General features: G+C 52.5%; 15 protein-coding genes. 14 read left to right on the top strand and 1 reads right to left on the bottom strand.

From position 1 onward, the window contains the following. The first annotated feature begins 139 nt into the window (after positions 1-139). The 13 genes from EV680_RS03605 (at position 140) to hpnC (ending at position 9,008) form a co-directional block, all read left to right on the top strand. Positions 140-817 (top strand): helix-turn-helix transcriptional regulator, encoded by a 678-nt coding sequence (locus EV680_RS03605; protein ID WP_165870897.1) that lies wholly within the window; start codon positions 140-142, stop codon positions 815-817. Between the two features lie 94 nt (positions 818-911). Beyond that, positions 912-1,163 carry an AlpA family phage regulatory protein gene (locus EV680_RS03610; RefSeq protein WP_132953295.1) on the top strand — a complete coding sequence of 84 codons (252 nt, stop codon included), beginning with the start codon at positions 912-914 and terminating at the stop codon, positions 1,161-1,163. Then, positions 1,160-1,366 carry a hypothetical protein gene (locus EV680_RS03615; RefSeq protein WP_132953297.1) on the top strand — a complete coding sequence of 69 codons (207 nt, stop codon included), beginning with the start codon at positions 1,160-1,162 and terminating at the stop codon, positions 1,364-1,366. Before EV680_RS03610 ends, EV680_RS03615 begins: the two co-directional genes overlap by 4 nt. Continuing rightward, positions 1,353-2,018 (top strand): hypothetical protein, encoded by a 666-nt coding sequence (locus EV680_RS03620; protein ID WP_132953299.1) that lies wholly within the window; start codon positions 1,353-1,355, stop codon positions 2,016-2,018. Before EV680_RS03615 ends, EV680_RS03620 begins: the two co-directional genes overlap by 14 nt. Continuing rightward, positions 2,015-2,428 carry a hypothetical protein gene (locus EV680_RS03625; protein ID WP_132953301.1) on the top strand — a complete coding sequence of 138 codons (414 nt, stop codon included), beginning with the start codon at positions 2,015-2,017 and terminating at the stop codon, positions 2,426-2,428. The genes EV680_RS03620 and EV680_RS03625 overlap by 4 nt, the downstream gene beginning before the upstream one ends. Further along, a complete protein-coding gene (locus tag EV680_RS03630; protein ID WP_132953303.1) occupies positions 2,425-2,664 on the top strand; it encodes a hypothetical protein in 240 nt (79 codons plus the stop codon). Before EV680_RS03625 ends, EV680_RS03630 begins: the two co-directional genes overlap by 4 nt. Then, a complete protein-coding gene (locus EV680_RS03635) occupies positions 2,661-2,867 on the top strand; it encodes a hypothetical protein (RefSeq protein WP_132953305.1) in 207 nt (68 codons plus the stop codon). Before EV680_RS03630 ends, EV680_RS03635 begins: the two co-directional genes overlap by 4 nt. A gap of 113 nt (positions 2,868-2,980) precedes the next feature. Next, positions 2,981-4,063, top strand: a complete 1,083-nt coding sequence (locus EV680_RS03640; RefSeq protein WP_132953307.1) for a toprim domain-containing protein — start codon at positions 2,981-2,983, stop codon at positions 4,061-4,063. Beyond that, complete coding sequence (locus tag EV680_RS03645; RefSeq protein ID WP_132953309.1) at positions 4,060-6,033, top strand: DUF927 domain-containing protein; 1,974 nt, start codon at positions 4,060-4,062, stop codon at positions 6,031-6,033. Before EV680_RS03640 ends, EV680_RS03645 begins: the two co-directional genes overlap by 4 nt. Positions 6,034-6,516: 483 nt before the next feature. Beyond that, positions 6,517-6,867 carry a single-stranded DNA-binding protein gene (locus EV680_RS03650; protein WP_132953311.1) on the top strand — a complete coding sequence of 117 codons (351 nt, stop codon included), beginning with the start codon at positions 6,517-6,519 and terminating at the stop codon, positions 6,865-6,867. 534 nt (positions 6,868-7,401) lie between these two features. Beyond that, entirely contained in the window at positions 7,402-7,680 is a 279-nt protein-coding gene (locus EV680_RS03655) for a type II toxin-antitoxin system RelE/ParE family toxin (RefSeq protein ID WP_132953313.1), read from the top strand. A gap of 11 nt (positions 7,681-7,691) precedes the next feature. Beyond that, positions 7,692-7,985 carry a HigA family addiction module antitoxin gene (locus EV680_RS03660; protein WP_132953315.1) on the top strand — a complete coding sequence of 98 codons (294 nt, stop codon included), beginning with the start codon at positions 7,692-7,694 and terminating at the stop codon, positions 7,983-7,985. A 207-nt stretch (positions 7,986-8,192) separates the two neighbouring features. Next, the gene (gene hpnC, locus EV680_RS03665; RefSeq protein WP_132953317.1) at positions 8,193-9,008 is read left to right on the top strand and encodes a squalene synthase HpnC; all 816 of its coding nucleotides are present in this window, start codon (positions 8,193-8,195) and stop codon (positions 9,006-9,008) included. A 131-nt stretch (positions 9,009-9,139) separates the two neighbouring features. Here the strand turns inward: hpnC and EV680_RS03670 are convergent, their stop codons facing one another. After that, on the bottom strand, positions 9,140-10,060 hold the full coding sequence (locus EV680_RS03670) for a DMT family transporter (RefSeq protein WP_132953319.1): 921 nt from the start codon (positions 10,058-10,060) through the stop codon (positions 9,140-9,142). Positions 10,061-10,261: 201 nt separating this feature from the next. Between EV680_RS03670 and EV680_RS03675 the strand changes: the two genes are divergently transcribed. Beyond that, on the top strand, positions 10,262-10,933 hold the full coding sequence (locus EV680_RS03675) for an ArsR/SmtB family transcription factor (protein WP_132953321.1): 672 nt from the start codon (positions 10,262-10,264) through the stop codon (positions 10,931-10,933). Positions 10,934-11,049 lie beyond the last annotated feature (116 nt).

Genomic DNA, 11,049 nt, shown 5'->3' on the forward strand with positions numbered 1-11,049 from the left:
GCCCGATGGCGGTTTTTTTTTGCGCCTTTAAATCGCTTTGGTAGGCTTATGTTTGTGGATTATTGTATTTTTATTGAATTTTAGAGAGTTTGCCGCCGCCTGATTCGGGCGGCTTTTTTGTATCTGAATGGGTGCTTATATGGCTGAAACTTATATAAAAATGGTTGAGTTGGTGAGGATTATCGGGCATGCGCACGGTATGATTTTGCGCATGATGAATAAAAACGACAAGGCGGCGTATGACCCTACTTTTCCCGCGCCTGTTCCTATCGGAAATAAATCAGAGGCATGGCGCAAAAGCGATATTGACCGCTGGATGTTTGAAAGGGAAATGGCCGCCATTGAAGCCGCGCATTATGCGGAATCACAAGCCGCTATAGTGGAAAAACAGAAACAGCAAGCCGAAGCCGTGGCTGCTTGTAGGGCAAGGCAGAAAGCCAAGATGTTGAGCGGCGAAGCACGGCGGCAAGAGCATGAGGAAGAGTGGGAACTGGAAGCGGTAGAATTGCAGGCGTTTAGTGCGCGGAATCAGGCCGCAAAATACAGGCTGCTTGATTTGGTTTACTGGAATGATGAAATCGAATATTTAGCGCGTTATCGGCGTTTGGAAGTAAAGAAATATGGCAAGGCGCGGCGTTATCATTATTCGTTTCGTTTCTTGATGCTTCCAGCGGTATATTACGCCATGAACAGCATATACTGTAATGCTGGCGGCGGCGGTTATGATGTAATAATTGAAATTGACAAGCTGAAAGCGCAAAACAAAGCCGCCTTTGACCGTCTGAATGACGATTATTGTAAAATTTCTATTTTGTAATCCATAGTTTTTTGAATGAGCCTATACGGGTTTTCCGTATGGGCTTTTTTTGTATCTACCGCCTTTGGGCGGTTTTTTTATGGGAGTTTCCGCTATGGAAAATACCGAAAGCCAAGCAGTAAAAATGCTGAAAATCGGGCAGGTGGTTGAACGCACGGCCTTATCGAAAGCAGCCATTTACGCCAAATTAAACCCGAAAGACCCGCGCCATGATGCGAGCTTTCCAAGAAGCATCAGGCTAACAGGGGCGGCGGTTGCATGGGTTGAATCGGAGATTGACGCATGGTTACGCGCCCGAATCGCTGCGAGCCGTGCAAAACACACCAGCAAGGAGAAAACAGCATGAATATTGAAAAAGATGAATTAGTGGACATTCTGCAAGAACAATTCGATTTGATTGAACCGCTGATAGGCAAAATGAAAGACATTTCAAAGGCGGTATTTCTTTCTGATGATGTAAGTGAAGAAAGCTACGAAATTGATAGCGTGATTGATGATTTAACTGAAGTTTTTGAATCCCTTGATGCTTTGATTTGTGACTTGGAATGAATCAAAAATCGAAACCGCCAAGCTTTGCGGCTTGGCGGTGAATCCCGCCTTGTTTGGCGGCTATAGGGGCATAAAAAAAGGAAATCCGATGTTACCACAATTTCAAAATCTTATTTGCTTTGCCGCGTTTTCAGACGGCCTTGTCTTGTGCCATTGCCGTGTATGGCTTGACGCTTCGCTAAAACACCCGCAAAATAAGCTCGTTGCATTCAATCGTGCAACAGGGTTTAGCAGCCCTTTACAGTTCGGCAGACAAGCCGCCAAAGCCTATCAACGGGCAAGCGGTATTTTTACGTCTGCAATCCCTTGTTATACCTTTTCCAATGGGAAACAGGGGCGGGAGGCCTTGCGCCTGCTGGTTCGAACTGCCAGTCTGCTAACCCGCCTTTTGTTTCCCGCCCACACGTTTAGCAGCGTGGCGGCGGGCTTAATAACCCAGTTCGAAAAGGTACTAACCATCATGACTAAAATCCGCAAGGGCTATTCACGCCCGTTAATCAGCCGCAAAATACGCTCATTCGCCACATTGGCAGACGCTGGCCGCTTTATCGACCGCTTAACCGAAGCCAACCGCAACGATTACGCATTCAACATCATTCAGCAAGATGGCCGTTGGCTGGTGTGCAGCGTGATTGCAGGGGGTGCGCAATGAACAAGCCCACACAATCACCAAACCGCGTAAATAAGCGCTATCAAGGCGGAATCCCTGCCCTGCTGGCCAATATCGAGCTGCTTCACGCTGATGCTGTCGGCGATTTGAGCGCCGAAGAATTGGGCGCTTTATCCGAGCAGGCAGAGGGGGCATTGCTCAATATCGCTGCTGTGATGGACACAATCAGCCGCTTGGCTGAAGCCAATGCCCACGCCGAAGCCGCCTACCAAGTGGCGCTTTCAGACGTAAGCGCCTGTGTGAATGCTGTAAATGCCGAATTGGGGGCTGCTGTGGCCGAATTGTCGGCTATTCGTTCAATCCTTGATGTGGAATATGCCTATCAGGCGGGCTACAGCAAGGGCTATGACACGGCCACGGCGGAAAGCAGCGAGCGGAGGCCGAAGCCATGAAGATTCAAACCCCGTTATATATCACCCCGCATCACAGTCACACCGAAGCGACCGCTGCATTTGGCGCATTGAAAGCCCTGCATGGTGCTTACCCTGCGTTGCGTTTCGGCATGGTGTATCACCCGCCGCGCTGGCTGGTGTTCCGTGTGCATGAGCAAGGCCAGCAAGCCGCGCCGTTGCCCGTGCCTGATTTGCTTTCAGACGGCCTCGCTGACTTGACGGAGGGCGCGGCATGAACCGAATCTTAGAAATCCGCCCCTTTCAGCCCGTGGCCAGCCTTGAAGAAGTGGCCGCCATGGTTGAGGGCTTGGCGATTAATCCGAGCTATGGCCGCGTGTGCGTGGTGCAGCAATCAGATGGTAAGTGGTATATCGCCCTGATTCTGCAAAATGAGTTAAAGGCGCAAAAGAAGCGTTTTAAGCGCGTTTCCAGCGCTTAGGCTATCTACCCCATCACCCAACCCACAAAACCCCATTAAAACGCAATGTAAGCAGCCTAAAGGGCATTTCTGCCCTTAGACGGGCTTGTTGCAGCCTTTGGAAAGGCAGAATCATGAATTCAAACACTCAAACCCGCGAAAACAAGCCGCGCTATCGGCTCGATGACGTTAAAGCCGCCGCCCGTGGCCGCTGGCCTGAAATCCTGCAAGCGCTGAATGTGCCTGCTGCTTTGACCAACACCCAAAAACACCAGCCATGCCCCGCTTGCGGAGGCCGTGACCGTTTTCGCTTCACCAACCACAAGCAGGGCGGCGGCTTTATCTGCAACCATTGCACACCCGATGGCGGCAGCGGCTTAGATTTGCTGATGCTGATGTATGGCTACAGCTTTGCCGAAGCCGTGAAAGCCGTGGCCGTGGTGGTGGGCTTGGATGGCGGCCAAATCGCCCCCGCCGTGGCAAGAGCCGCCCCAAAAGCCGACAACACCGCCGAAGACAAAGCGCGGCGTGACCGCTTGGCGGCTTTGTGGGCGGAATGTGTGGCATGGGATGAAGCGCCCGATATTGCCGATTACCTTTGGGTGCGCGGTGTGCCGTTGCCCGAAAAAATGCCTGTAAACGGCGCGGCTTTGCGCTTTCACAAGCGCATGAGCTATTGGCATAACGGGCGCGTGATTGCCCATCTGCCCACCATGGTGGGCTTGTTTCAAGACGTAACGGGCAAGGCTTGCGGCCTGCACATCACTTACTTTCAGACGGCCTATAACGATTTGCCCGCCAAGGCCGTATTGTTTGACCCGAAAACCCGCGAGCGCCTGCCCGCCAAGAAAATGCGGAGCGCGGCCAGCGGCAGCCTAACGGGCGCGGCCATGCGCTTGTTTGAGCCTGCAAACGGCATTTTGGGGGTATGCGAGGGCATAGAAACCGCTTTTGCAGCGCGGTATGTATCGGGTGTGCCGATGTGGGCGTGTGGTTCTGCACACGGCATTCAATCGCTGGTGTTGCCCGATGGAATCCGCGAGCTGGTGATTATTGCCGACAACGACACAAACGGCACGGGCTTGCAGGCGGCAAGGCTGTTGCAGCGGCGCTATCAGCGCGAATTGGAAAGCATCAAGATTTGGCAACCTGACCACACGGGCGCGGATGCGCTGGATGTGTTGGCGGCGCAAATTCAGAAAGGGGCGGCAGCATGAGCAAGGATAAAGACGATTTGGGGAAAGATAACGACACCAAGCAAGACCACAACACCGAAAACTCGCTAGCAAAGGGCGAAAACAAAGCGCCTAAGCGCGGTTTGCGTGTGGTTAAGGGCAACACCAGCCCACGCGGCAAAAACGCCGTAAAAAGCGATTTTGAGGCCTTGCAGAATATTCAGACGGCAGACGACACGCCGATTCTGCCGTTTTACGAATTGCGCAAGCCGAATAACGGCGGCTTGGCTGGTGTGTTTTTTGTCGGAGTAGGTACAACACGAGAGGGCGATTTTTACCACTTGCCGCCGCTGCATATTGCCGATTATGTGAATTTGGTAGGGCGCGGAATCGGTGAAGACGACAAAGAATACAGGGTAATCGAGTATTACCGCGCTGGCGAAAAGCAGCCCAAACAAGCCGCCTTGCCGCTGGAAATCGTGGGCATGCCTGCTTGCTGGGCATTTTTGCGCGGTTTGGGCATAGGCGTGAAATCGGGCGGTAAGGCCATGGGCGCATTAGCCGATTATCTGCAATGGGAGGGCGATAAAACCGAATGGCAGATAGCCAACCGTGGCGGCTGGCTTGATGACGATTGCGCGGCCTATGTGTTGCCCAGCGGGGAAATTATCGGCCACACGGGCGGCAAGGTGATTTACAACGGCGACACCAGCAAAAAGCCCGCCTATGGCGTTTCAGGCAGCCTTGAAACGTGGCAAGCGCATTTGGCCGCCTATGCAGCGGGCAACAGCCGCCTGCTGCTGGCATTGGGCGCGGCCTTTGCCGCCCCGCTGCTTGCGCCGATGAAGATAGAAAACGGCGGTTTTCACCTGTTTCACGCATCAAGCGGCGGCAAAACCACCACCGCCATGCTGGCGCTTTCGGTGTATGGCCGCCCCGATAAGCTTAAAAACACTTGGAAAGCAACCGCCTTGGCGATTGACAATATGGCGGCGGCCACTTCAGACGGCTTTATTTTGCTGGATGAAATCAGCCAAGCGCGGGGGCAAGACGTGAGCAGCGTGGCCTATTCGCTGTTTAACGGCGTGGGCAAGCTGCAAGGTGCAAAGCAGGGCGGCAACCGCGAACGGCTGGAATGGCGCGTTTTACTGCTTTCAACGGGTGAATTTCCTGTATCCCAATATATGAAGCAAGCAGGCTTTGAGTGGAACGCGGGGCAGAATGTGCGCCTGCCGTCTATTCCTGCCGATGCGGGGAAAGGATTCCGCGTGTTCGATACCCTGCACGGCCATTCAGACGGCGCGGCGTTTGCAGAAATGCTGGAAGAAACCGCCAAACACCATTACGGCCATGCAGGCCGCGCATGGGTGGGCAAGCTGGCCGAAGCCATGAAGCAGGATAAAGCCGCCTTAATCGGCAAGGTAAACAGCTATTGCGATGCGTTCCGCGCCCGCCTGCCTGCCGATTTAGACGGGCAGCCTGCCCGTGTGGCCAAACGCTTTGCTTTAGCCGCCGCCGCGCTGGAGCTGGCCGCCGAATGGGGCATTACAGGCTTGGCGGCTGGTGTGGGTGCGGCTGGTGTGGAAGCCTGCTTTAACGCGTGGTATGAGCGTGAGGGCAAGGGCAATCAGGAGGAGCGCGTTATTTTGCAGAGGGCGGCGGATTACCTGCAAGCGAAGGGTAATTCTGAAATGTTTGTCGAGCTGGAAAGTATCGGCAAGGGCGGTTATGCCCAAACGAGCCGCTACCATGCGGGCTATGTGAAGTATGACGCGGCGCGTGATTTGCAAGTGTTCTACATCAACAGCCAAGCATTTGAAACCGATATTTGCGGCGGCTTTGATAAAGATTTCGTGTGTGAAGTGCTGCATGCGGCGGGATGGCTGAAACGAAGCGTCACGCGGTGGACAAAACAGCTTAAGCGTGCAGGGATAAGCACGGGCTGGTATTACGTTTTAGACGGCCATTTGCCGCCAGCGGAGCGGATGAAAGCAGATGCAGAAGAAGACTAGCAGGCGTTGCGCCCACATACGCGAGGGTGAAAAACGTGGTTACTTTGGTTACTCGAATATAACTTATTATTTTATATCATATTTTTAACTAAAAGGCTTGGTTACTTTGCTGGTTACCGCTTGGTTACCGTGGTTACCGTGGTTACCCGTAATGAATAGAGAAATTTAACAATCTTTATTTATAATATAAAACAATGATTTATTATGATAACCAATTATTTATCTTTATAAATCATGTGGTTAAGTGTTTCATGGTGACGCAAAAGCACTTAAAAACAGGTAAAACAAGCTGTTTGTTTATTTAAATCAATAGTTTAATGCGGTAACCGCTATTTTATTGTTTTTAATCAATATGTTAATGTAAAAGTAACCAAGCGGTAACCACGAAATTTTACGTTTTTTCCTTTTAAATCAACGAAGTAACCAAAGTAACCAGCTTTTTGAGGGTGCGCTATATATATTTGCGCGGAAAAGGTGTTTTAAATGATAGACGGTATCATTAGCGGCGTGTTGGTGTTGCCGCCGAAGCGGCTGTTTACCCGCCGCGCCAGCCCCTACGTTATCGGCAAGATTGATGTGATGGCCGTGCGGCAAGACGGGCAACCCGTGCATGGCAATGTAATCGCGTTTGATGCGGGTGTTTGCACCGCCCTGCTGGCCATGAGCAAGGGCGATACGGTATCACTAGGCGGCATCATCACGCCGAAGCTGGCAGATGATTACGGGCAAGCGGTGGTAGAGCTGAATATCACCGCGCTGGCCGTGTTGAGCGGCTACCATATCGGGCAGGCAAACGGCAAAGGCCGCTTGCTGGCTATGTTGGCACGGGTATAAGCGGCGGCAGAGGTAAGGCCGTCTGAAAGCTTAGGTACTTCCAGCCGTTCGAGCCATGCGGGCAATTCGCACCGCATTTATTGGGAAGCGTGGCGGTGCTTATGCTTCCTTACTGGCTGCAAGGGGGGGGCGGTTTGAGAGTTCAGACGGCCTTTTCTTCTAGACCGCCGCCCCTCTCACGCATACTTTTTAGCTGTTTTTTCATTGATTTTGTTAAAGGTTTTTTGTTGAAGAATGGTTTAAGGGCTGGAAACCCGCAAGGGGCGGGGCATGAAAAGTTTCCGCCCCCTGTTTTCCTAGACCCCCCACACTCGCATACAGAGAAAATTTTCTTGTGGGGGATTGTTAATTAACTTTTAACAAGCCTGTTAAGCCCTTAATTATTGGCACTTTATGGCGCGGCATAGCAAACCTTTCAGACGGCCAAAAAACGCGGCGGAAACTTGCCCCGCTGGCTGGCTGCTGGCGTTGGTTTCGATGCTTGCCAAATGTAAACACACACGATACAATGTTGTAAACAATAGAGATACAGCCATGATAATTTCATTTCAGCACAAAGGGCTTGAGCGGTTTTACAAAACAGGCAGCAAAGCAGGGATACAGGCCGCCCATGCTGTCAAACTTGCCCGTATCCTTGCGCGGCTGAACAGCGCAAAAGCCCCTAGTGATATGAATATTGCAGGCTGGCACTTGCACCCGCTGGCAGGAGATTTAAAAAACCATTGGAGCGTGAAAGTAAATGGAAATTGGCGCGTAACATTCAAACTTGAAAACGGCCATGCCGAAATTGTGGATTATCAAGATTACCATTAGGAGCAAACATCATGCGTATGCACAACCCCCCGCACCCCGCCGAAGTGATTCGTGAAGATATTTTGCCAGAACTTGGCTTGAGCGTAACCGAGGCCGCGAAGCAATTAGGCATTTCCCGCGTGACCCTTTCCCGCCTGCTTAACGGCAAATCGGGCATTAGTGCCGATATGGCCTTGCGCCTGCATGCTTGGTTAGGCAGCAACAGCCCCAGCCCTGAAAGTTGGCTACACCAGCAAGCCGATTATGACTTGTGGCAAGCCGCACAAAAAGGCAAACCCGATGTAATCCCCGCTTATGTGCATTGATATTGCATATTTCAAGCAAGCGTAAAAAGTGGGTAAACAAGTGGGTAAAATATTTTCATAAAAACTAAATTCCTTTTAGTATCAATATATTGAGCAGTCAAGATATATTATGATGGAAAACGGGTTTTAATCTTTCAGACGGCCTTTTCTTTTTGCAGGCCGTCTGAAAATCTATCGAAATCAAACGATAAAACCAAAGAGAACAATATGTCAGTCAACCATTATGAAAATTTCCCCGTCGGCTCGCTGGTGTTGCCGCGCCGTTTGCGCAAGCCGGTGCATGCGGTTTATGCGTTTGCGCGCACGGCGGACGATATTGCCGATGAAGGTGAGGTGGCAGATGCCGTGCGTTTGTGCCGGCTGGAGGAGCTGCAAAAAGAACTGGATACGGTTTCGCGCGGGGAAACGCCGAAAAGTGCGTTGATGCAGCGTTTGCAGCGCGAGGCCGTGCGCCCGTTTGCCATGCCTTTGCAGCCGTTTTACGATTTGCTCGATGCTTTTAAACAGGATGTGGTGAAAAAGCGTTATCAGGATTTCGGTGAATTGGTGGATTATTGCCGCAAAAGCGCCAACCCGGTGGGGCGCATGATGCTGCATCTTTACGGTGAAACCGACAGCCGAAGCATTGCCCAGAGCGACGGCATTTGCACTGCTTTGCAGCTGATTAATTTTTGGCAGGATGTGGCGCTGGATTGGCAAAAAGGGCGCGTGTATCTGCCGCAGGAAGATTTGCAGAAATTCGGCGTCACCGAAGCGCAGATTGGCGAGGGGCGGGTGGATTTTGCTTTCCAGCGCTTGATGGCTTATGAATGCGACAAAGCGCACAAAATGCTCAAGGCGGGCTCGCCTTTGGGCAAAACGCTCAAAGGCCGCACCGGCCTGGAATTGCGCATGATTATTCTCGGCGGCCAGCGTATTGTGCACAAACTTGAAGAAAACAAATACGATGTGTTCCGCGCGCGGCCGAAGCTGGGCGCGAAAGATTGGTGGCAGATTGTGCGGCGTGCGGTGTTGAAGAAATAAGTTTTTGGCAAATCAACAAAAGGCCGTCTGAAAATATTTTCAGACGGCCTTTTGTTGCCGGTGGTCGCAAAAGCGATAAAAAAGCGTTGTGCAAAAGACTCGGTTTTAATGCTGATAATAAACGGCAGGCATCAGCGGGCGTGCCCGCCCGGCGCTTTCCAACGCATGGACAGTGCCATGCCGGCGATGACCACCGCGGTGCCGATCATATCATTGCGGGTAACGGCGGTATGAAAAAACGCGGCAGAGAGCAAAATGCCGAACACCGGATTCATCAGGTGAAACACCGAAGCCGAATCGGAGCCGATGCGGCGCACCAGCCAAAACCACATCCACATGGCCACAATCGAAATGGCGATAACTTGATACAGCCACGACAACACAAATGGTGTATTCGTCATTGCGGCATACAGGCTTTGGTATTCGGCGAACGGCAACAACAGCAGGCCGCCGACCAGATTTTGAATGCCGATTAAGGGCAGCGGATGCAATGCTTGGGCATGGCGCTGGTAAAACAGGGTGCCGGCCGAGAGCGCGGCCACGCCCAGCAGCACCCAAACCACACCTAGGCCGAAAGCGGCGTTGCCCAATTTGTCTGACAGCGCGATATACACGCCCGAAAAGCCGATGGCGATGGCCAGCAGCAGCTTGGCATGCAGACGCGTGCCCAGCAGCACCGACAGCAGCAAAGTGATAAACGGCGTGGTGGCCACCAATAAAATCACCAGCTGCGGCGACACGGTTTGCAGGCCGGTGTAGGAAAAGCCGAGGTAAAGCGCATAGTTGAGCAGCCCCAGCAAGCTGCCGACAAGCCACAAGCGGCGATTGCGCAAGCCGGCAAAAGGCTGCCGCCGGTTTAGCCAAGCCCACACCGCCAGCAGCAGCAAGCCGGCCGACACAAAGCGGAAAAACAAAAAATTCAGCGGCAACACATAATCAATGGAAACCTTGCCCGCCACAAAAGCCGACGACCACACCAAGCTGAACAGGCAGCCAAACAGAAACACGGGCATGATGCGCTCCCAATAAAAAGACAGCCTCAATATAAACATTTTTCAGACGGCCTTATTTCGTTGCGTAACGAAATGAATTCAGGCACAGTGGCTTCATCATACTGATTGTCAGCATACCATGTCCTATTCACACAGGCCGTCTGAAAGCGGCCGAGAATATCCATTCTAAAAAGTAATCTGGCTGCGTTGCCACCTTGCAAGCTTGCTTTTTTGAATCGGTATAAAGCCGAGGAAACCGCCATGTCGCTCGCTCATTATTTCACCCACATCGCCCACTTAATCGGCCACCCCAGCCGTGCCTTGATGCTCGATGCCTTGCTGGGCGCAGAAGCCTTGCCGGCCACGGCCTTGGCTGAGAGCGCCGGCATCAGCGCGCAAACGGCCAGCCGGCATTTGCAGCTGTTGGCCGATGCGGGGCTGCTGCGCGTGCAGCAGCAGGGGAAATTCCGCTATTTCCGCATTGCCGATAATCAGGTTTACCATTTGTTGCAGCAATTGGCCGAAATCCGCCTCGGCAGCAAGCCGCAAAGCGTGATGGCGGGCGAGCCGGCTTTACACACCTTGCGTCGCTGCTACGACCATATGGCCGGGCGGCAGGGCGTGGCGCTGACACAGGCTTTGTTGGCGCAGCAAAAATTGTTGGCCGATGCGGCCAACGGGCGCTTTGTGATTACCGATGCCGGGCGGCTGTGGCTGGAAACGCTGGATATTGCGGCATTGCAGCCGCACACGGCTTGGTGCATGGACTGGACCGAGCAAGTGCCGCATATTGCCGGCTGGCTCGGCGCGGCTTTGTTTGATGCGTTTGCCGCACGGTCTTATGTGCACGCTTCAGCCACCGCCCCGCGCGTGTTGCGGCTCACGGAAAAAGGGCGCGCTTTTTTGGCGCGCGAATTCGGGCTGGCGGCTTAAGAATCATCATTAAGACTATTAATTCGGCAATTAAATATTGAAATGTTTATGCAGCATACTTCACCTTCGGATCTCTAAAATACGCAGCCACCCGTTGAGGATGGTTCTCCAGCATC

This window comes from Uruburuella suis, assembly GCF_004341385.1.
Classification (GTDB): domain Bacteria; phylum Pseudomonadota; class Gammaproteobacteria; order Burkholderiales; family Neisseriaceae; genus Neisseria; species Neisseria suis.

What these genes read in the sequence shown, in the direction of transcription:
- EV680_RS03640 (WP_132953307.1), top strand. Translation starts at nt 2,981, where the DNA reads ATGAATTCAAACACTCAAACCCGCGAAAACAAGCCGCGCTATCGGCTC.
- EV680_RS03670 (WP_132953319.1), bottom strand. Translation starts at nt 10,060, where the DNA reads ATGTTTATATTGAGGCTGTCTTTTTATTGGGAGCGCATCATGCCCGTG.
- EV680_RS03645 (WP_132953309.1), top strand. Translation starts at nt 4,060, where the DNA reads ATGAGCAAGGATAAAGACGATTTGGGGAAAGATAACGACACCAAGCAA.
- EV680_RS03635 (WP_132953305.1), top strand. Translation starts at nt 2,661, where the DNA reads ATGAACCGAATCTTAGAAATCCGCCCCTTTCAGCCCGTGGCCAGCCTT.
- hpnC (WP_132953317.1), top strand. Translation starts at nt 8,193, where the DNA reads ATGTCAGTCAACCATTATGAAAATTTCCCCGTCGGCTCGCTGGTGTTG.
- EV680_RS03660 (WP_132953315.1), top strand. Translation starts at nt 7,692, where the DNA reads ATGCGTATGCACAACCCCCCGCACCCCGCCGAAGTGATTCGTGAAGAT.
- EV680_RS03675 (WP_132953321.1), top strand. Translation starts at nt 10,262, where the DNA reads ATGTCGCTCGCTCATTATTTCACCCACATCGCCCACTTAATCGGCCAC.
- EV680_RS03630 (WP_132953303.1), top strand. Translation starts at nt 2,425, where the DNA reads ATGAAGATTCAAACCCCGTTATATATCACCCCGCATCACAGTCACACC.
- EV680_RS03655 (WP_132953313.1), top strand. Translation starts at nt 7,402, where the DNA reads ATGATAATTTCATTTCAGCACAAAGGGCTTGAGCGGTTTTACAAAACA.
- EV680_RS03615 (WP_132953297.1), top strand. Translation starts at nt 1,160, where the DNA reads ATGAATATTGAAAAAGATGAATTAGTGGACATTCTGCAAGAACAATTC.
- EV680_RS03610 (WP_132953295.1), top strand. Translation starts at nt 912, where the DNA reads ATGGAAAATACCGAAAGCCAAGCAGTAAAAATGCTGAAAATCGGGCAG.
- EV680_RS03625 (WP_132953301.1), top strand. Translation starts at nt 2,015, where the DNA reads ATGAACAAGCCCACACAATCACCAAACCGCGTAAATAAGCGCTATCAA.
- EV680_RS03605 (WP_165870897.1), top strand. Translation starts at nt 140, where the DNA reads ATGGCTGAAACTTATATAAAAATGGTTGAGTTGGTGAGGATTATCGGG.
- EV680_RS03650 (WP_132953311.1), top strand. Translation starts at nt 6,517, where the DNA reads ATGATAGACGGTATCATTAGCGGCGTGTTGGTGTTGCCGCCGAAGCGG.